Below are 18,908 nucleotides of genomic sequence, written 5' to 3'. Positions count from 1 at the left end.
AAATGAGTTACGAACAAGAATTTATGAAGGAATTTGAAGCCTGGGTCAATACCCAAATCATGATCAACGACATGGCGCATAAGGAAAGCCAAAAAGTCTACGAAGAAGACCAAGACGAGCGTGCCAAAGATGCCATAATTCGCTACGAAAGCCGCTTGGATGCTTATCAGTTCTTGCTTGGTAAGTTTGAAAACTTCAAGGCAGGTAAGGGATTCCATGATTTACCAGAGGGATTGTTTGGTGAGCGAAATTATTAAACTAGAAAGATTCTTGATTTTTTACTAAAATCTTGATAGAATATTTATATTAAATCCTTGTCAGAGCAGGGGTTTTTTATTGAAAGGATTTTATCATGTCAAAGAAACTCAATCGTAAAAAACAATTACGAAATAGCCTCCGTCGCGCAGGTGCCTTTTCAAGTACTGTGACTAAGGTTGTAGAAGAGACAAAGAAAGTCGTGAAACGTGCAGAGCAGTCAGCAAGCCAAGCTGGTAAGGCTGTTTCTAAAAAAGTTGAACAAGCAGTCGAAGCTACCAAAGAACAAGCTCAAAAAGTAGCCAATTCTGTCGAAGATTTTGCAGCAAACTTGGGTGGACTTCCACTTGACCGTGCCAAAACTTTCTATGATGAAGGTATCAAGTCTGCTTCAGATTTCAAAAACTGGACTGAAAAAGAACTCCTTGCCTTGAAAGGAATCGGCCCAGCTACCATCAAGAAATTGAAAGAAAATGGCATCAAGTTCAAGTAATATTTCTTGTGCCTTGCATTTCCGAAAAAATCTTGCTACAATAGAGCCATTAGAGGTGTTTTGAATCCCACATTTTACAGAAAGTGGCGGCGCTGAGAAGTCCACAAATGTGTCAAAACTAGTTGCTAATGGGTGAAAAATTGAAATAAAAGTGTCTTTTTGTTTTAAAGACGAGAGTTGCGGGCGCTGCCCGAAATTGGGTGGTACCGCGGATAGCACATTCGTCCCTGTCATATAGATGGCAGGGCTTTTCTTTTGTATCTTGGTCAAAGGAGGTTGTTATGAAGCAATCTTTTAACACAAGTAAACTATATTATGGCTTTCCGATCTTCATTTTGGGGTATCAGGACCAGAATTTTGGACACAATATAACGACTTGCAGCTCATCTTATAGTCTGGGAGATTGGCTAGTTATCGGTGTTGGTTCTGAGGAAAATGCGGCTGAGCAGATTAAGCATTATCAACAGTTCACCGTGAATATCCCTGATGAAAATCTCATGCTCGAGATGGAGCAGGCTGGTTTTATCAGTCATCGAGAGAAATTGAAACACCTGGGGCTAGACTACGAGATTTCTGAACAGACTCATGCTCCGATTTTGGAATCTTGTCCAGTTGTTTTGGATTGCCAAGTAGATCGGATTGTCGAAGAAGATGAAATCTGCCACATCTTTGCTAAGATTCTGGATCGACTGGCTAATCCTGAACTTTTGGATGATAAGGGACATTTTAAAAATGACCGTTTTTCGCCGACTTACTTTATGGGGGACGGTCACCAGCGCGTTTATCGCTATTTAGATAACCGTGTTGACCCTATGGGGAGCTTCATAAAGAAAGCGAGGAAGAAGGATGACAAGAGCTGAGTTGCCAGATAAAATCGAAACAGAACGTCTCGTTTTACGAGTCCGCAAAGTGGCGGATGCTGAGGATATCTTTGATTATGCTAGTCGTCCAGAAGTTTCTTACCCAGCAGGTTTTCCACCTGTCAAGACCTTGGAAGATGAGATTTATTATCTGGAGCATATCCTTCCTGAACGTAATAAAAAGGAGAATCTCCCAGCTGGCTATGGGATTGTCGTCAAAGGAACCGATAAAGTCATTGGTTCTGTTGACTTCAATCACCGTCACGAAGATGATGTACTGGAGATTGGCTACACCTTGCACCCAGACTATTGGGGACGCGGTTATGTGCCAGAAGCAGCGCGTGCCTTGATTGACTTAGCCTTTAAAGATTTGGGTCTTCACAAGATTGAACTCTCTTGCTTTGGTTACAATATCCAAAGTCAACGAGTCGCAGAAAAACTTGGATTTACCCTCGAAGCTCGTATAAGAGATCGCAAAGATGCCGAAGGCAATCGCTGTGATGATTTGAGATATGGCTTGCTGAGGAGTGAGTGGGAGGTAATTTGATGCATCTTTTCATCATTGGTGCTCCAGCATCAGGAAAAATGACGATTGGTCAAGAACTGTCTCTACTGACGGATTCTACCCTCTTTTATAACCATCAAGCCATCGATTTTGCACTAGAAATCTATCAGGATTATACCGAGGAGATGTGGGAATTTGTTCGTGGAATCACCTTTTCTTTCCTTGGAGCAAGTGCAAGAAATCAGCGATCAGTAATTTTAACTGACGTAATTGATTTTTCAAATCAGTACCAGCTGATGTATTTAAAGCAAATTCAGGATTTATTGGGTAACTTTCATCAAGAGATTCTGTTTGTTGAGTTGGAAACAAGTCTTGAAGAGCGTTTACGTCGAAATCGAACGGAGAACCGGTTGAAGCACAAGCCCTTGAAACGGCATATTGAGATATCTGAAAGAGAAATTTTGGAGACCACTGAAACACTTCAATTAAATTCCCAATGTCAACCTAATGAGTTACACCACTACCTTAAAATAAATAATACGAATCTGTCTGCAGCCGAAGTTGCTAAGCAGATTCAAGATAAAATGAATACAATATAGAAAGGACAAACACATGTCTAAAGAACTTTCACCTAAATACAATCCAGCCGAGGTTGAGGCTGGTCGTTACCAAAAATGGCTTGACGCTGATGTTTTCAAGCCTTCAGGAGACCAAAAGGCTAAGCCTTATTCTATCGTTATTCCACCACCAAACGTAACTGGTAAACTTCACCTTGGTCACGCTTGGGATACGACTTTGCAAGATATCATCATCCGTCAAAAACGCATGCAAGGTTTTGATACTCTTTGGCTTCCAGGGATGGACCACGCGGGGATTGCCACTCAGGCTAAGGTTGAGGAGCGCTTGCGTGGGGAGAGCATTACGCGTTACGACTTGGGTCGTGAAAAATTCCTCGAGAAAGTCTGGGAATGGAAAGACGAATATGCGACGACCATCAAGGAACAATGGGGTAAGATGGGGCTCTCTGTAGACTACTCTCGCGAGCGTTTCACCCTTGACGAAGGTTTGTCAAAAGCCGTTCGCAAGGTCTTTGTGGACCTTTACAAGAAAGGCTGGATCTACCGTGGTGAGTTTATCATCAACTGGGACCCAGCTGCACGAACAGCCCTTTCTGATATTGAAGTTATTCACAAGGATGTCGAAGGTGCCTTCTACCATATGAACTACATGCTGGAAGATGGTTCACGCGCCCTTGAAGTAGCGACTACTCGTCCTGAGACCATGTTTGGGGACGTTGCCGTTGCGGTCAATCCAGAAGATCCACGTTACAAGGATTTGATTGGTAAAAATGTCATCCTTCCAATCGCTAATAAATTGATCCCAATCGTTGGGGATGAGCACGCAGATCCTGAGTTTGGTACGGGTGTCGTGAAAATCACACCTGCCCATGATCCAAACGATTTCTTGGTTGGTCAACGCCATAACTTGCCACAAGTCAACGTCATGAACGATGACGGAACTATGAATGACTTGGCCTTTGAATTTGTAGGCATGGACCGTTTTGAAGCTCGTAAGGCGGTCGTTGCTAAGCTGGAAGAAATCGGTGCCCTCGTTAAAATCGAAAAACGTGTCCACAGTGTTGGTCATTCAGAACGTACAGGTGTTGTAGTCGAACCACGCTTGTCAACGCAATGGTTCGTCAAGATGGACCAATTGGCCAAGAATGCTATTGCCAACCAAGACACAGAGGACAAGGTCGAATTCTACCCACCTCGTTTCAACGATACTTTCCTTCAATGGATGGAAAATGTTCACGACTGGGTTATCTCTCGTCAGCTCTGGTGGGGTCACCAAATCCCTGCTTGGTACAATGCTGAGGGTGAAATGTACGTCGGTGAAGAAGCTCCAGAAGGTGACGGATGGACACAAGATGAAGACGTCTTGGATACTTGGTTCAGTTCTGCCCTTTGGCCATTCTCAACTATGGGCTGGCCGGATGTCGACTCAGAAGATTTCAAACGTTACTTCCCAACTTCAACCTTGGTAACAGGTTACGATATCATCTTCTTCTGGGTGTCTCGTATGATTTTCCAATCATTGGAATTCACAGGCCGTCAGCCATTCCAAAACGTCCTTATCCACGGTCTCATCCGTGACGAGCAAGGACGCAAGATGTCTAAGTCTCTCGGTAACGGGATTGACCCAATGGATGTTATCGAGAAATACGGTGCCGATGCCCTACGTTGGTTCCTTTCAAACGGTTCTGCACCAGGCCAAGACGTGCGCTTCTCTTACGAGAAAATGGATGCTTCATGGAACTTCATTAACAAGATCTGGAACATCTCGCGCTACATTCTCATGAACAATGAAGGCTTGACCCTTGAGCAAGCAACTGCTAATGTGGAAAAAGTTGCCAACAAGGAAGCTGGAAATGTCACAGACCGCTGGATTCTCCACAACCTCAATGAAACCATCGGAAAAGCTACTGCCAACTTCGATAAGTTTGAATTTGGTGTGGCTGGTCACATCCTCTACAACTTCATCTGGGATGAGTTTGCGGACTGGTACGTTGAGTTGACTAAGGAAGTTCTTTATAGTGACAACGAAGAAGAGAAAGTCATCACACGTTCTGTTCTCCTTTACACCTTGGACAAGATCCTTCGTCTCCTTCACCCAATCATGCCATTCGTGACAGAGGAAATCTTTGGACAAATCTCAGAAGGTTCTATCGTTACAGCAGAATACCCAACTGTCAACCCAGCCTTTGAAGATCTTGCTGCCCACACTGGTGTTGAAAGTCTCAAAGACTTGATCCGTGCTGTTCGTAATGCGCGTGCAGAAGTAAACGTAGCGCCAAGCAAACCTATCACAATCCTTGTTAAAACAAGCGATAGCAACTTGGAAACCTTCTTTAACAGCAATGTCAACTACATCAAACGCTTCACAAATCCAGAACACTTGGAAATCGCATCAACCATCCCTGCACCTGAACTTGCTATGTCAAGTGTCATTACAGGAGCAGAAATCTACTTGCCACTCGCTGACCTCCTCAATGTCGAAGAAGAACTGGCTCGTCTCGACAAGGAACTAGCTAAATGGCAAAAAGAACTGGATATGGTCGGTAAGAAACTCTCTAACGAACGCTTCGTAGCCAATGCCAAACCAGAAGTCGTCCAAAAAGAACGCGACAAACAAGCCGACTACCAAGCCAAATACGATGCGACCGTCGCACGTATTGATGAGATGAAGAAGTTGGTGAAATAAACACAGAAACACGGTGATGAGCCGTGTTTTTTTGGTATAATGAAATCAATATCTATTGATGGAGAAAGTGATGTCTAAACACCCTCATTATGAATTGTTAAATTTGATTGGCTACGGTCTTGCCAAGTTTGACAAGCTTTTTATAAAAGAATTTCAATGTTCTAGTAAGTCGGAGTTTTATCGCTATGTGGTTTCTCTGGGAATTGCTGAAACAACTGGAGTTGTAAAAAATAGAATGGACTTATTCGATCCTTATTTTGACAATAATCGAAAAGGGTGGTGGCAGAAAGCTGAAGTTTACCGTTTTCGTAAAGATTTAATTGACATGATGTTTGGGAATGAAGATGTTCATAGTTATGCTGAAATAGTTAAAATGTTACTTGCCAGCGAAGGAAAGAAAACAGGTATTACTACCATTGAAAAGCCAATAATCCGAACTAAATTCAAACGTCTACAAGAAACTGGAATGGAAGCAGAAAATTACTTTATACTCCATTTTGATAAAGAAGAAAAATTTCAAGGTGGACAATTAACCGACGCCCGCCTCTATGGCGATGGATATGATTTCCAAGTAGATGTTCAAGAACATTCTTACCTTGCTGAAGTTAAAGGTATTCGAAAACCTAAAGGACGGATTCGTTTGACTGCCAGAGAATTTGAAAAAGCCAAGGAGTTTCAATCGGATTTTATTTTATCCTTGGTCACAAACCTTGATGATATTCCAAAGTTAGTGCTAGTTGATAATCCTTTAAAACATTTTGAGTTTAAAAAGAATATTATCAAAAATGAAATCATTGAATATAGAAGCTTAGAAGATTTGTATTAGTTCCCCCTTAACCTTTGACTATTCTGCAAAATTATCGTACAATAAGGAGTAAATGATAAAATGAGGTCAGAGTCTGTTTGCTCTGGCGATAGTAGTATAAATGAGGAGAAACGCTTTGGAATTAGAAGTATTTGCTGGGCAAGAAAAAAGTGAACTATCTATGATTGAGGTAGCGCGTGCTATCTTGGAACTTCGTGGTCGCGACCATGAGATGCATTTTAGCGATCTTGTAAACGAAATTCAAAACTACCTTGGAACATCAAACAGCGATATCCGCGAAGCCTTGCCTTTGTTCTACACAGAGTTGAACTTTGACGGTAGCTTCATCTCACTTGGAGACAATAAATGGGGTCTTCGTTCATGGTATGGTGTGGACGAGATTGACGAAGAAATCATCGCTCTTGAAGAAAATGACGACGATGAAGTGTCGCCAAAAGCTAAGAAAAAACTCGTCAATGCCTTCATGGATGGCGATTCAGATGCTATTGACTACAATGTGGATGATCCAGAAGACGAAGATGCATACGAAGCAGATCCAGCTCTTTCATACGATGATGAAAATCCAGATGATGAGAAAAATGAAGTGGAAGCTTATGATGCAGAAATCAACGAAATCGCTCCAGATGACTTGGGTGAAGACGTGGATCTTAACGAAGAAGACGACGAGTTTTCAGATGATGATGCTGAAACGAGTGAAGAAGAGTAAAAGACTTCACGGAGGAGATCACCTGATCTCCTTTTTTCTTGCTTGGGCAGAGTAGTTGAGCGAGTCATTCGTTGGGATGCTATCCTATTTTTGTTTTCTGAAAACAATCTCTTTTTTCATATTTTATCAATTCGAGTTGACAAATAATCTGCTTTAAGGTATCATATTGTTCGGGCACCTCTTTTAGAGGTCGGGGCTCCCTAGTTACTAGGGAGCTATTTTTGTTTTTTCAAGAAGTTGTCTTCTTGTATTTTAGTTGTGAATCTGGTGCAGTCGTTCCAGATTATTCTTATTAGTAGGGTCTTGTTTTCTATGTCCCCTCGTAGTTAGCAAGACCTTGAGCATTTTAGAAAGAGGAATCTATGTCTACGAAATATATTTTTGTAACTGGTGGTGTGGTATCGTCTATTGGGAAAGGGATTGTGGCAGCAAGTCTGGGCCGTCTCTTGAAAAATCGTGGTCTCAAAGTAACCATTCAAAAGTTTGACCCTTATATCAATATTGATCCGGGAACTATGAGTCCTTATCAGCACGGGGAAGTTTTTGTGACAGATGACGGAGCTGAAACAGATTTGGACTTGGGTCACTATGAACGTTTCATCGATATCAATCTTAACAAATATTCCAATGTCACAACTGGTAAAATTTACAGTGAAGTTCTTCGTAAAGAACGTCGTGGAGAATACCTTGGGGCAACTGTTCAAGTCATTCCTCATATCACAGATGCTTTGAAAGAAAAAATCAAGCGTGCCGCTCTAACGACAGACTCGGATGTCATTATCACAGAGGTTGGTGGAACAGTAGGAGATATCGAGTCCTTGCCATTTCTAGAGGCCCTTCGTCAGATGAAGGCAGATGTGGGTGCGGATAATGTTATGTACATCCATACAACCTTGCTTCCTTATCTAAAGGCTGCCGGTGAAATGAAAACCAAACCAACTCAACACTCTGTAAAAGAATTACGTGGATTGGGAATCCAGCCAAATATGTTGGTTATTCGTACAGAAGAGCCAGCTGGTCAAGGAATTAAAAACAAACTGGCCCAGTTCTGTGATGTGGCACCAGAAGCTGTTATTGAATCGTTGGATGTCGAACATCTTTACCAAATTCCACTGAACTTGCAGGCACAAGGTATGGATCAAATTGTCTGTGACCATTTGAAATTAGACGTACCAGTAGCAGATATGACAGAATGGTCAGCCATGGTGGACAAGGTCATGAACCTCAAGAAACAAGTCAAGATTTCCCTTGTCGGTAAGTATGTTGAATTGCAAGATGCCTACATTTCTGTGGTTGAAGCCTTAAAACACTCTGGTTATGCCAACGACGCAGAAGTTAAAATCAATTGGGTCAATGCTAATGATGTGACAGCAGAGAATGTGGCAGAGATTTTGTCTGATGCGGATGGAATCATCGTACCAGGTGGTTTTGGCCAACGTGGTACTGAAGGGAAAATCCAAGCTATCCGCTATGCGCGTGAAAATGATGTTCCCATGCTGGGTGTCTGCTTGGGAATGCAGTTGACTTGTATCGAGTTTGCTCGTCACGTTTTGGATCTTGAAGGTGCCAATTCTGCAGAGCTTGCACCAGAAACAAAATACCCTATCATTGATATCATGCGTGATCAGATTGATGTTGAGGATATGGGTGGAACCCTTCGTTTGGGGCTTTATCCATCGAAGTTGAAACGTGGCTCTAAGGCAGCCGCTGCTTATCACAATCAAGAAGTGGTGCAACGCCGTCACCGTCACCGTTATGAGTTTAATAATGCCTTTCGTGAGCAGTTTGAGGCAGCAGGATTTGTCTTCTCAGGAGTTTCTCCAGATAATCGTTTGGTCGAAATCGTAGAAATTCCTGAAAATAAATTCTTTGTAGCGTGTCAGTATCACCCTGAACTTTCAAGCCGTCCAAACCGCCCAGAAGAACTCTACACTGCCTTTGTGACTGCAGCGGTTGAGAACAGTAATTAGCTAAATCAGAACCTTTGAGAACAATCTCAGAGGTTTTTTGCTTGCATATTTAGGATATGAGTTGCAAAATAAAAACATAGTGATATAATTAACATAACAATACCTAAGGAGGATTTACAATGAAAAAAATCACACTATTTGGTTTGTCTCTAGCAGGTCTAGCTTTACTGGCTTTTCCTCATTCGGGGCAGGCATTTGAGCTTAAAGAAGAATGGGTTGTTAAGTGTGGAGTGCAGTATCAAGATGGCAAGATTCTTCGGTTTAACAATGGTCATGAAGTGGATATCAAAGTCTTGGATTTGCCAAAAACTGAGAAAATCGAGTGGACGGTTAGTCTCGATGGTCAAGATCAGACAGTCAATTTTCTAGGTCAAGAAAAGGACAAGTCTATGATTGGTATAGAAGGGCGTTACCTGAATTTCTATGTTCCATATGGCTATAGAGGAGATATCAAGGTAGAAGCCAAGAGCGGAAACGAAGTGAAGACCTGGTCAACGAAAGTTGTGGATGATATTCATAATGATAGTGGAAAGAGAGGTTACTATCGTATTGAAGAATCAAACAATCAATACACTTACCTCGATGCTAAATGGGATTATCAAACCAAGACTTACACTGCTACCTTACCAGAGACTGTCAATGGTCAAAAAGTATATGCTTGGGCAGACTATGACAATAGTGAGTTGAAACTTGAAAAACTAAAATCTATCAGTCACAAATATGATGGAGGAGCTTTCAAAGAACTTTATCCCATTGTAAAAGCAGAAAGCTGGCTAAAATCAAACCAAAACTGGTACTATCAAAAACAAGGTCAATTAGTGCAGAAGGACTGGGTTTATGACAAGGGAACTTGGTACTTTATGAATGATAAAGGAGTCATGTTCAATCAAACTTGGCTCTATCTAGGTGACAACTGGTATGCCTTTAAATCATCAGGAGCTATGATTGCGAGTGACTGGATTTATGACCAAGGCAAGTGGTACTATTTATCAACTTCAGGAGCTATGAAAGCAAGCACTTGGGTTTATGATAAGGGAGAATGGTATTATGTAAGTTCTTCTGGTGTCATGCTAGCGAATGATTGGGTCAAAGATAATGGCAAGTGGTATTATCTAGCTTCATCAGGTAAGATGTTTCGCAATACCTACACGCCTGATGGTTACTACGTTGGTAACTCAGGCGCCTGGCAATAAGAATAATACTCTTCGAAAATCTCTTCAAACCAGGTCAGCTTTATCCACAACTTCAAACCAGTGTTTTGAGCTGACTTCGTCAGTTCTATCTACAACCTCAAAGCAGTGCTTTGAGCAACCTGCGGTTAGCTTCCTAGTTTGCTCTTTGATTTTTATTGAATATAAGAAGTCCTTTTCCTTAAAGGAAGAGGCTTTTTGCTTGCTTTTCTGCGGTTTCCTCATTTGTCCTAAAGCCTTTTTTGTGTTAAAATGAATGGTATGAAAGCTAAAAAAATGTGGATGGCAGGTCTGGCCCTGCTTGGTATTGGGAGCCTTGCCCTTGCTACGAAAAAAGTTGCAGATGACCGTAAGTTCATGAAGGCTCAGGAAGAGTTGACAGAGATTGTGCGAGACCATTTTTCAGATATGGGGGAAATTGTGACCCTCTATGTTCAAGTTTATGAAAGTAGTCTAGAACGACTTGTCGGAGGGGTTATTTTTGAGGATGGCCGTCATTATACCTTTGTCTATGAAAATGAAGACCTAGTCTATGAGGAGGAAGTCTTATGATACAACCAGCAAGTTTAGAAGAATTAGCATCTTTAGTGGAAAAAGATGGGAAGAAAGTCTTTCTTTTTGTAGCAGACTGGTGTGGCGATTGTCGTTATATCTATCCTGCCTTATCAGAAATTGAGGAGACCAATCCAGAGTTCACCTTTATTCGAGTGGATCGAGATCAGTACATGGATCTAGCTAAACTCTGGGATGTTTACGGGATTCCTAGCCTTGTTGTTCTAGAAAAAGACAAGGAAATTGGTCGTTTTGTTAATCGCGATCGTAAAAGCAAGCAACAAATTAACGACTTTTTAGCAGGACTGAAATAGGAGAAAATAGAAACAATGATTTTTACATATAACAAAGAACATGTCGGCGATGTCCTTATGGTCATCGTAAAAAATAGCGGAGATGCCAAACTAAATGTGGATCGCAAAGGAAAGGTAGCTCGTGTTTTCCTCAAAGATAATGGGGAAACAGTGGCGTGGAATATTTTCGAAGTTTCAAGTTTGTTTGAAATTGCAGAGCGCGGTCAAGTCTTTTTATCAGATGAGCAAGTCGCTCGTTTGAACCAAGAATTACAAACGGAAGGTTTTGCAGAGGAAATTGTCAATGACAAGGAGCCTAAGTTTGTTGTTGGTGAAATTGTCGAGATGGTAGCTCATCCAGATAGTGACCACCTTAACATCTGCCAAGTTGCAGTCGCAAGTGACAAGACAGTGCAAATTGTTGCTGGAGCACCTAATGCGCGTGTGGGGTTGAAAACCATTGTAGCTCTTCCAGGAGCAATGATGCCAAAAGGCAATCTCATTTTCCCAGGTGAACTTCGCGGTGAAAAGAGTTTTGGCATGATGTGCAGCCCTCGTGAATTGCATCTGCCAAATGCTCCGCAAAAACGTGGTGTTATCGAATTATCAGAAGACCAAGTTGTCGGAACTCCATTTGACCCAGCGAAGAACTGGACTGCTTAGGAACTTGTCAGTATCTGAATACACCAGATAGAAGGAAATAAGATGGCAAAAAATGTTGTGATTACAGGAGCGACCTCAGGAATCGGTGAAGCGATTGCGCGTGCTTATCTGGAGCAGGGTGAGAATGTCGTTCTAACTGGACGACGGATAGATAGACTAGAAAGCCTCAAGTCGGAGTTTGCAGAAACTTTTCCAAATCAAACAGTTTGGACCTTTCCGCTAGATGTGACGGATATGACCATGGTGAAGACTGTCTGCTCCGATATTTTGGAAACGATAGGGCAGATTGATATCTTGGTCAATAACGCTGGACTAGCTCTAGGTTTAGCACCTTATCAGGACTATGAAGAACTGGATATGTTGACAATGTTGGATACCAATGTTAAAGGTTTGATGGCAGTCACTCACTGTTTCTTGCCAGCAATGGTAAAAGCCAATCAAGGTCATATCATCAATATGGGCTCTACTGCAGGAATTTATGCTTATGCTGGTGCCGCTATTTACTCAGCTACCAAGGCAGCAGTTAAGACCTTTTCAGATGGTCTGCGAATTGATACCATCGCAACGGATATCAAGGTGACGACCATTCAGCCTGGAATTGTTGAAACAGATTTTTCGATGGTACGTTTTCACGGTGATAAAGAACGAGCAGCGTCCGTTTACCAAGGAATTGATGCCTTGCAAGCTCAGGATATTGCAGACACAGTAGTCTATGTGACCAGTCAACCTCGTCGTGTGCAGATTACAGATATGACCATTATGGCCAATCAACAGGCGACAGGTTTCATGGTTCATAAAAACTAAAAAATTTCCTCGAAAAGTTACAAATTTCTGTAACTTTTTTTGATTTCCTACGAATAGATAAGTAGGAGGAAGAAAATATGTATAATAAAGTTATTCTTATTGGAAGAATCGTTGCAGCACCAGAATTGCACAAAACCAACAATGACAAGTCAGTAGCGCGAGCAACCATCGCTGTGAACCGTCGTTACAAAGACCAAAATGGGGAACGCGAAGCTGATTTTGTTAATATGGTCCTTTGGGGCAGACTAGCAGAAACCTTGGCAAGCTACGCAACTAAGGGGAGTCTCATTTCAGTCGATGGAGAACTTCGTACCCGTCGTTTTGAGAAAAATGGTCAAATGAATTATGTTACCGAAGTACTCGTGACAGGATTCCAACTCTTGGAAAGTCGTGCTCAACGTGCCATGCGTGAAAATAACGCAGGTCAAGACCTAGCAGATTTGGTTTTGGAAGAGGAGGAATTGCCATTTTAATACTCTTCGAAAATCTCTTCAAACCACGTCAGATTCACCTTGTCGTAGGTATAGGTAACTGACTTCGTTAGTCTTATCTACAACCTCAAAACTGTGTTTTTAGCAGCCTGCGGCTAGTTTCATAATTTGCACTAGTATAAGTATTGAAAAGTCTGAGCTTGTCTCAGGCTTTTTATATTGAGAAAGTCAGACTTTTTTCTTGACTATTTCTGACCAAGTGATACAATAGAACTATGAATTAGCACTCAGATATAAAGAGTGCTAATAATATCTATCTCATTATGGAGGAAATCAGATGTTGAAACCATTAGGGGACCGTGTGGTCCTAAAAATCGAAGAAAAAGAACAAACTGTTGGAGGCTTTGTCCTTGCAGGCTCAGCCCAAGAAAAAACCAAAACAGCCCAAGTTGTGGCTACTGGACAAGGTGTTCGTACCTTGAACGGTGACTTGGTGGCTCCAAGCGTTAAGGCTGGAGACCATGTCTTAGTTGAAGCCCACGCAGGTCTTGATGTCAAAGATGGCGATGAAAAGTACATCATCGTAGGCGAAGCTAACATTTTGGCAATCATTGAAGAATAGAAGGAGAAAGTAAGTATGTCAAAAGAAATTAAATTTTCATCTGATGCTCGTTCAGCTATGGTTCGTGGTGTCGATATCCTTGCAGACACTGTTAAAGTAACCTTGGGACCAAAAGGTCGTAACGTCGTTCTTGAAAAATCATTTGGCTCACCCTTGATTACCAATGACGGTGTGACCATTGCCAAAGAAATCGAGTTGGAAAACCATTTTGAAAATATGGGTGCCAAATTGGTATCAGAAGTAGCTTCAAAAACCAATGATATTGCAGGTGACGGGACTACAACTGCAACTGTTTTGACCCAAGCAATTGTCCGTGAAGGAATTAAGAACGTCACTGCTGGAGCAAATCCAATCGGCATCCGTCGTGGAATTGAAACAGCAGTCGCTGCAGCAGTTGAAGCCTTGAAAAATAATGCCATCCCTGTTGCCAACAAAGAAGCCATCGCTCAAGTTGCTGCCGTGTCTTCTCGTTCTGAAAAAGTCGGCGAATACATCTCTGAAGCCATGGAAAAAGTTGGCAAAGACGGAGTCATCACTATCGAAGAGTCACGTGGTATGGAAACAGAGCTTGAAGTTGTAGAAGGAATGCAGTTCGACCGTGGTTACCTTTCACAGTACATGGTGACAGATAGCGAAAAAATGGTGGCAGACCTTGAAAATCCGTACATTTTGATTACAGACAAGAAAATTTCCAATATCCAAGAAATCTTGCCACTTTTGGAAAGCATTCTCCAAAGCAATCGTCCACTATTGATTATTGCGGATGATGTGGATGGCGAGGCTCTTCCAACTCTTGTTTTGAACAAGATTCGTGGAACCTTCAACGTAGTAGCAGTTAAGGCACCTGGTTTTGGTGACCGTCGCAAAGCCATGCTTGAAGATATAGCCATCTTAACAGGCGGAACAGTTATCACAGAAGACCTTGGTCTTGAGTTGAAAGATGCTACAATTGAAGCGCTTGGTCAAGCAGCGAGAGTGACTGTGGACAAAGATAGCACGGTTATCGTAGAAGGTGCTGGAAATCCTGAAGCCATTTCTCACCGTGTTGCGGTTATCAAGTCTCAAATCGAAACCACAACTTCTGAATTTGACCGTGAAAAATTGCAAGAACGCTTGGCGAAATTGTCAGGTGGTGTGGCGGTTATTAAGGTCGGAGCCGCAACTGAAACTGAGTTGAAAGAAATGAAACTCCGCATTGAAGATGCCCTCAACGCTACTCGTGCAGCTGTTGAAGAAGGAATCGTTGCAGGTGGTGGAACAGCCCTTGTCAATGTGATTCCAGCCGTGGCTGATTTGGAATTAACAGGAGACGAAGCAACAGGTCGCAATATTGTTCTTCGTGCATTGGAAGAACCTGTTCGTCAAATCGCCCACAATGCAGGATTTGAAGGTTCAATCGTTATCGATCGTTTGAAAAATGCTGAAGTTGGTACAGGCTTCAACGCAGCAACTGGTGAGTGGGTCAACATGATTGATCAAGGGATTATCGACCCAGTTAAAGTGAGTCGTTCAGCCCTACAAAATGCAGCATCTGTAGCAAGCTTGATTTTGACTACAGAAGCAGTCGTAGCCAATAAACCAGAACCAGTAGCCCCAGCTCCAGTAATGGATCCAAGCATGATGGGCGGCATGATGTAAGCTTTCTATAGAAAACACAAAAGGAGGGAATGCCTATTCCTCCTTTTTATGATGTTCATTTCTAAATTGATTTGAGCTCTCCTAACTTATATGATAAAATAAGACTAGAAAAAGGAGAAAAACATGATCGATGTAGAAGAAATTCTGAGCAAAATGAACCCCAATCAGAAAATTAATTATGACCGTGTCATGCAGAAGATGGTACAAGTATGGGAGAAAAATGAGCAACGGCCAACCATTCTCATACATGTTTGCTGTGCCCCTTGTAGTACTTATACACTAGAATATTTGACTAAGTATGCAGATGTGACCATCTATTTTGCCAATTCTAATATCCATCCCAAGGCAGAATACCATAAGCGTGCCTATGTGACTAAAAAGTTTGTCAGTGATTTCAATGAGCGAACTGGCAATAACGTTCAATACCTAGAAGCTCCCTATGAACCCAATGAATACCGTAAGTTAGTCAGAGGACTAGAAGAAGAGCCTGAAGGTGGCGACCGTTGTAAGGTTTGCTTTGACTACCGCCTGGATAAAACAGCGCAAGTGGCTATGGATTTAGGTTTTGACTACTTCGGTTCGGCTTTAACCATCAGTCCTCATAAGAATTCTCAAACCATCAACAGTATCGGAATCGATGTGCAAAAAATTTATACAACCCACTATCTTCCAAGTGATTTCAAGAAAAATCAAGGCTACAAACGTTCAGTGGAGATGTGTGAAGAGTATGATATCTACCGTCAATGTTATTGTGGATGCGTCTATGCAGCTCAAGCCCAGAATATTGATCTGGTTCAAGTTAAGAAGGATGCCACAGCTTTCTTGCTGGATAAGGATGTTGAAAAAGACTATTCCCACATCAAATTTACTGTTACGAAATTAGATATATAGAAATCACCCCAGCTGAAAAGCTGGTTTTTTTCAAATAAAAAAACCAGGGCTTTCACCCTAGTTTGACAACTTTACCGATTCTTTAGTTCTACATAGCGCTTGTACCAAATGTTTACATAGGCTTCTGAGAAAGGACCACGTCCATTGTTAATCCAATCAACAAGAATTTTGACATGTTCTTTTAAAATATAGTCCAAGTCATCAGAATAATTCATTTTGCGTTTGTGACGCTCATACTCCTCAACGTCCAAGAGACGTTTTTCCCCATCTGTAAAAATTTTAACATCCAAATCGTAATCAATATACTTCAGTGCTTCTTCATCCAGATAGTAGGGGCTAGCCATATTGCAATAGTAGGAAATTCCATTATCGCGAATCATGGCAATGATATTAAACCAATATTTCTTGTGAAAGTAAACAATAGCCGGTTCTCGAGTGACCCAACGACGACCATCACTTTCGGTAACCAGTGTATGATCGTTGACACCAATAATGGCGTTTTCTGTTGTTTTTAGTACCATGGTGTCCCGCCAAGTTCGGTGGAGACTCCCATCATGCTTATAACTTTGAATTGTAATAAAGTCGCCTTCTTTTGGAAGTTTCATAACTAACCAACTTTCTACAATTTATAAGTTTATCGTTTACTATTGTACCATAAAATTACCTAAAATCTGTGAATTTTACATGAAAATATTAAAGATATTCTCTAAGAGCGCTTGCTATATCCGAAAAATAGTAGCCCTTTCGTGCTAAAACTTGGGTTAAACGCTGTTTAAGTTCGTATCCTTCATATTTCCGAGCATACTTAGCATATTGCTTATCAAGTTCCCTGAAGATGAGTTCCTGAGTCGTTTCTTGGTCAACTTGACTATCCAATTGGTCAAAGGCAATTTTAGCATCAGAGTAGGAGAAGCCCTTGTTGGTCAGATTCTGGATAATCTTATCTTGCAAAGCACGAGATGGAAGTTTTCCTTCATATTTCTTCAATAGTTTATTGGCTACACGTTGAGCAACTTCCGAAGAATCAAATTCTTTCAAGGTCTCCTCTATAGTAGATTTTGAAATCCCTTTTTGTGTTAGTTTCTGAGTCAGTACATAAGGCCCCTTGTCTCCTGAAAGGTGATTAGCATTGATGATAGCATAAGCGTACTGATTATCATTAATCCACTTATCCTCTTTAAGATTAGCAATGACCTGAGAAGCTATGTTTTCATTGAAATCGTATTTTTTCAGATATTCTCTTACTTCTTTTTCAGTACGTGCTTTAAAGGATAGGTGGTAGAGGGCCAGATTCTTACCATAAGAAAATTGAGCAAAGTCCTGAATCTCTTTCAATTCCTCTTCGCTTATCATCTTATCTCTCGATAACATAAAACGAACAATTGTATCTTCGGTGATGTAGCATTTGTCATCATTATCAAGCTCCATCAGATAGAGTCTTTTTTTCTTTTCAAGTTTTGTGATTTTCATAGTTCTATTATAACTCAAAATGTGATAAGATAGGGATATGAATCTGAAAGTGAAACAAAAAATACCATTAAAAATCAAGCGCATGGGAATTAATGGTGAGGGAATCGGCTTTTACCAAAAAACGTTAGTCTTTGTACCTGGAGCTCTCAAAGGAGAAGATATCTATTGTCAGATTACTTCTATTAAACGTAACTTTGTTGAAGCAAAATTACTAAAGGTTAATAAGAAGTCTAAATTTCGAGTTGTACCAGCTTGTACTATTTACAATGAATGCGGAGGATGTCAAATCATGCACCTGCATTATGATAAACAACTGGAGTTCAAGACGGACTTACTTCACCAAGCGCTGAAAAAATTTGCCCCTGCAGGATATGAAAATTATGAAATTCGTCCAACTATCGGTATGCAGGAACCAAAATATTACCGTGCTAAGTTACAATTTCAGACTCGAAAATTTAAGAATCAGGTCAAGGCGGGCTTATATGCACAAAACTCTCACTATTTAGTAGAGTTGAAAGATTGCCTAGTACAAGACAAGGAAACCCAAGTGATTGCTAATCGTCTAGCAGAATTACTTACTTATCACCAGATTCCAATCACGGATGAGAGAAAAGTTCTAGGTGTTAGAACTATAATGGTTCGACGAGCAAGAAAGACTGGACAGGTTCAGATTATTATTGTTACAAACCGCCAGCTTAATTTAACCCTACTGGTAAAAGATTTAATTACAGATTTTCCAGAAGTTGTGACAGTAGCTGTTAATACAAATACAGCTAAAAGCAGTGAGATTTATGGAGAAAAGACCGAGATTATCTGGGGTCAAGAGAGTATTCAAGAAGGTGTTCTTGATTATGAATTTTCACTATCTCCTCGCGCTTTCTATCAACTAAATCCTGAACAAACAGAAGTCCTCTATAGCGAGGCAGTAAAAGCGCTAGATGTTAGTAAAGAAGACCATTTGATTGATGCTTATTGTGGAGTAGGTACAATTGGATTTGCCTTCGCAAAGAAAGTAAAGACACTCAGAGGTATGGATATTATTCCAGAAGCCATTGAAGATGCTAATCGAAATGCTAAAAGAATGGGATTTGATAATACACATTACGAAGCAGGGACAGCAGAAGAGATTATTCCTCGATGGTATAAGGAAGGCTACAGAGCAAATGCACTGATTGTGGATCCACCGCGTACAGGTCTGGATGATAAGTTATTAGACACTATTCTTGCATATGTGCCAGAAAAAATGGTTTATATTTCATGTAATGTTTCAACCTTAGCACGGGATTTGGTGCGTTTGGTAGAAGTCTATGATCTTCATTATATCCAGTCGGTCGATATGTTCCCGCATACCGCTCGAACTGAAGCTGTTGTAAAGCTGATTAAAAAAGCATAGTGTTTAAAGAGTTTGATATTGGGCTGAAATAGTCAAATTTAAAAAAGTCGAAAAAAATTTGTAAAAAGTTTAAAAAAGTAGT

21 protein-coding genes are annotated in these 18,908 nt (G+C 41.1%); 19 read left to right on the top strand and 2 right to left on the bottom strand.

Going from position 1 to position 18,908, the window contains the following annotated elements; all coding sequences use genetic code 11:
- Positions 1-2 precede the first annotated feature (2 nt).
- From HT734_RS03265 to HT734_RS03180, 18 genes are all read left to right on the top strand, one after another.
- On the top strand, positions 3-257 hold the full coding sequence (locus HT734_RS03265) for a DUF1912 family protein (RefSeq protein ID WP_000119703.1): 255 nt from the start codon (positions 3-5) through the stop codon (positions 255-257).
- 95 nt (positions 258-352) lie between these two features.
- Positions 353-748: a helix-hairpin-helix domain-containing protein gene (locus tag HT734_RS03260; protein WP_000038635.1), complete on the top strand. Its 396-nt coding sequence runs from the start codon at positions 353-355 to the stop codon at positions 746-748.
- A gap of 281 nt (positions 749-1,029) precedes the next feature.
- Positions 1,030-1,608, top strand: coding sequence for a flavin reductase family protein (locus HT734_RS03255; RefSeq protein WP_061759584.1), 579 nt, complete (start codon positions 1,030-1,032; stop codon positions 1,606-1,608).
- On the top strand, positions 1,595-2,155 hold the full coding sequence (locus HT734_RS03250; protein WP_173277276.1) for a GNAT family protein: 561 nt from the start codon (positions 1,595-1,597) through the stop codon (positions 2,153-2,155). The genes HT734_RS03255 and HT734_RS03250 overlap by 14 nt, the downstream gene beginning before the upstream one ends.
- A complete protein-coding gene (locus HT734_RS03245; protein ID WP_033679731.1) occupies positions 2,155-2,712 on the top strand; it encodes an AAA family ATPase in 558 nt (185 codons plus the stop codon). The genes HT734_RS03250 and HT734_RS03245 overlap by 1 nt, the downstream gene beginning before the upstream one ends.
- A 13-nt stretch (positions 2,713-2,725) precedes the next feature.
- Positions 2,726-5,377, top strand: a complete 2,652-nt coding sequence (locus tag HT734_RS03240; protein ID WP_033679732.1) for a valine--tRNA ligase — start codon at positions 2,726-2,728, stop codon at positions 5,375-5,377.
- A 70-nt stretch (positions 5,378-5,447) separates the two neighbouring features.
- Positions 5,448-6,203: a DUF3883 domain-containing protein gene (locus HT734_RS03235; protein ID WP_033679733.1), complete on the top strand. Its 756-nt coding sequence runs from the start codon at positions 5,448-5,450 to the stop codon at positions 6,201-6,203.
- A 115-nt stretch (positions 6,204-6,318) separates the two neighbouring features.
- Positions 6,319-6,909, top strand: coding sequence for a DNA-directed RNA polymerase subunit delta (rpoE, locus tag HT734_RS03230; RefSeq protein WP_173277278.1), 591 nt, complete (start codon positions 6,319-6,321; stop codon positions 6,907-6,909).
- Positions 6,910-7,271: 362 nt separating this feature from the next.
- Positions 7,272-8,879 (top strand): CTP synthase, encoded by a 1,608-nt coding sequence (locus HT734_RS03225; protein ID WP_061759588.1) that lies wholly within the window; start codon positions 7,272-7,274, stop codon positions 8,877-8,879.
- Between the two features lie 119 nt (positions 8,880-8,998).
- Positions 8,999-10,072: an N-acetylmuramoyl-L-alanine amidase family protein gene (locus HT734_RS03220; protein ID WP_061759589.1), complete on the top strand. Its 1,074-nt coding sequence runs from the start codon at positions 8,999-9,001 to the stop codon at positions 10,070-10,072.
- Positions 10,073-10,330: 258 nt separating this feature from the next.
- The gene (locus HT734_RS03215; RefSeq protein ID WP_345889909.1) at positions 10,331-10,621 is read left to right on the top strand and encodes a DUF4651 domain-containing protein; all 291 of its coding nucleotides are present in this window, start codon (positions 10,331-10,333) and stop codon (positions 10,619-10,621) included.
- Positions 10,618-10,935 (top strand): thioredoxin family protein, encoded by a 318-nt coding sequence (locus tag HT734_RS03210; RefSeq protein ID WP_049524293.1) that lies wholly within the window; start codon positions 10,618-10,620, stop codon positions 10,933-10,935. The genes HT734_RS03215 and HT734_RS03210 overlap by 4 nt, the downstream gene beginning before the upstream one ends.
- A 15-nt stretch (positions 10,936-10,950) precedes the next feature.
- Complete coding sequence (ytpR, locus tag HT734_RS03205; protein ID WP_173277280.1) at positions 10,951-11,577, top strand: YtpR family tRNA-binding protein; 627 nt, start codon at positions 10,951-10,953, stop codon at positions 11,575-11,577.
- A gap of 42 nt (positions 11,578-11,619) precedes the next feature.
- Complete coding sequence (locus HT734_RS03200) at positions 11,620-12,381, top strand: SDR family NAD(P)-dependent oxidoreductase (RefSeq protein WP_033679740.1); 762 nt, start codon at positions 11,620-11,622, stop codon at positions 12,379-12,381.
- 77 nt (positions 12,382-12,458) lie between these two features.
- Positions 12,459-12,854: a single-stranded DNA-binding protein gene (locus HT734_RS03195; RefSeq protein ID WP_033679741.1), complete on the top strand. Its 396-nt coding sequence runs from the start codon at positions 12,459-12,461 to the stop codon at positions 12,852-12,854.
- 295 nt (positions 12,855-13,149) lie between these two features.
- Positions 13,150-13,434: a co-chaperone GroES gene (gene groES, locus HT734_RS03190; RefSeq protein ID WP_049494924.1), complete on the top strand. Its 285-nt coding sequence runs from the start codon at positions 13,150-13,152 to the stop codon at positions 13,432-13,434.
- 15 nt (positions 13,435-13,449) lie between these two features.
- A complete protein-coding gene (groL, locus tag HT734_RS03185; RefSeq protein ID WP_061759592.1) occupies positions 13,450-15,072 on the top strand; it encodes a chaperonin GroEL in 1,623 nt (540 codons plus the stop codon).
- A 123-nt stretch (positions 15,073-15,195) separates the two neighbouring features.
- Complete coding sequence (locus HT734_RS03180; RefSeq protein WP_173277282.1) at positions 15,196-15,963, top strand: epoxyqueuosine reductase QueH; 768 nt, start codon at positions 15,196-15,198, stop codon at positions 15,961-15,963.
- A gap of 71 nt (positions 15,964-16,034) precedes the next feature.
- On the opposite strand, the gene HT734_RS03175 is transcribed toward HT734_RS03180, so the two are convergent.
- Positions 16,035-16,568 (bottom strand): DUF402 domain-containing protein, encoded by a 534-nt coding sequence (locus tag HT734_RS03175; protein ID WP_000775316.1) that lies wholly within the window; start codon positions 16,566-16,568, stop codon positions 16,035-16,037.
- Between the two features lie 88 nt (positions 16,569-16,656).
- On the bottom strand, positions 16,657-17,433 hold the full coding sequence (gene recX, locus HT734_RS03170; RefSeq protein ID WP_173277284.1) for a recombination regulator RecX: 777 nt from the start codon (positions 17,431-17,433) through the stop codon (positions 16,657-16,659).
- Between the two features lie 37 nt (positions 17,434-17,470).
- Here recX and rlmD point away from each other — a divergent pair, with 37 nt between their 5' ends.
- The gene (rlmD, locus tag HT734_RS03165) at positions 17,471-18,826 is read left to right on the top strand and encodes a 23S rRNA (uracil(1939)-C(5))-methyltransferase RlmD (RefSeq protein WP_173277286.1); all 1,356 of its coding nucleotides are present in this window, start codon (positions 17,471-17,473) and stop codon (positions 18,824-18,826) included.
- Positions 18,827-18,908 lie beyond the last annotated feature (82 nt).

Origin of the sequence: Streptococcus sp. k-90, assembly GCF_013277565.1 — a bacterium.
Lineage (GTDB): Bacteria > Bacillota > Bacilli > Lactobacillales > Streptococcaceae > Streptococcus.
Note: the sequence above shows the minus strand (reverse complement) of the source record. Positions and strands in the feature narration are given on the sequence as shown.

What these genes read in the sequence shown, in the direction of transcription:
- HT734_RS03215 (WP_345889909.1), top strand. Translation starts at nt 10,331, where the DNA reads ATGAAAGCTAAAAAAATGTGGATGGCAGGTCTGGCCCTGCTTGGTATT.
- groL (WP_061759592.1), top strand. Translation starts at nt 13,450, where the DNA reads ATGTCAAAAGAAATTAAATTTTCATCTGATGCTCGTTCAGCTATGGTT.
- HT734_RS03250 (WP_173277276.1), top strand. Translation starts at nt 1,595, where the DNA reads ATGACAAGAGCTGAGTTGCCAGATAAAATCGAAACAGAACGTCTCGTT.
- HT734_RS03240 (WP_033679732.1), top strand. Translation starts at nt 2,726, where the DNA reads ATGTCTAAAGAACTTTCACCTAAATACAATCCAGCCGAGGTTGAGGCT.
- recX (WP_173277284.1), bottom strand. Translation starts at nt 17,433, where the DNA reads ATGAAAATCACAAAACTTGAAAAGAAAAAAAGACTCTATCTGATGGAG.
- HT734_RS03220 (WP_061759589.1), top strand. Translation starts at nt 8,999, where the DNA reads ATGAAAAAAATCACACTATTTGGTTTGTCTCTAGCAGGTCTAGCTTTA.
- HT734_RS03265 (WP_000119703.1), top strand. Translation starts at nt 3, where the DNA reads ATGAGTTACGAACAAGAATTTATGAAGGAATTTGAAGCCTGGGTCAAT.
- HT734_RS03225 (WP_061759588.1), top strand. Translation starts at nt 7,272, where the DNA reads ATGTCTACGAAATATATTTTTGTAACTGGTGGTGTGGTATCGTCTATT.
- HT734_RS03260 (WP_000038635.1), top strand. Translation starts at nt 353, where the DNA reads ATGTCAAAGAAACTCAATCGTAAAAAACAATTACGAAATAGCCTCCGT.
- HT734_RS03195 (WP_033679741.1), top strand. Translation starts at nt 12,459, where the DNA reads ATGTATAATAAAGTTATTCTTATTGGAAGAATCGTTGCAGCACCAGAA.
- HT734_RS03210 (WP_049524293.1), top strand. Translation starts at nt 10,618, where the DNA reads ATGATACAACCAGCAAGTTTAGAAGAATTAGCATCTTTAGTGGAAAAA.
- groES (WP_049494924.1), top strand. Translation starts at nt 13,150, where the DNA reads ATGTTGAAACCATTAGGGGACCGTGTGGTCCTAAAAATCGAAGAAAAA.
- HT734_RS03180 (WP_173277282.1), top strand. Translation starts at nt 15,196, where the DNA reads ATGATCGATGTAGAAGAAATTCTGAGCAAAATGAACCCCAATCAGAAA.
- HT734_RS03235 (WP_033679733.1), top strand. Translation starts at nt 5,448, where the DNA reads ATGTCTAAACACCCTCATTATGAATTGTTAAATTTGATTGGCTACGGT.
- rlmD (WP_173277286.1), top strand. Translation starts at nt 17,471, where the DNA reads ATGAATCTGAAAGTGAAACAAAAAATACCATTAAAAATCAAGCGCATG.
- HT734_RS03200 (WP_033679740.1), top strand. Translation starts at nt 11,620, where the DNA reads ATGGCAAAAAATGTTGTGATTACAGGAGCGACCTCAGGAATCGGTGAA.
- HT734_RS03255 (WP_061759584.1), top strand. Translation starts at nt 1,030, where the DNA reads ATGAAGCAATCTTTTAACACAAGTAAACTATATTATGGCTTTCCGATC.
- HT734_RS03245 (WP_033679731.1), top strand. Translation starts at nt 2,155, where the DNA reads ATGCATCTTTTCATCATTGGTGCTCCAGCATCAGGAAAAATGACGATT.
- HT734_RS03175 (WP_000775316.1), bottom strand. Translation starts at nt 16,568, where the DNA reads ATGAAACTTCCAAAAGAAGGCGACTTTATTACAATTCAAAGTTATAAG.
- ytpR (WP_173277280.1), top strand. Translation starts at nt 10,951, where the DNA reads ATGATTTTTACATATAACAAAGAACATGTCGGCGATGTCCTTATGGTC.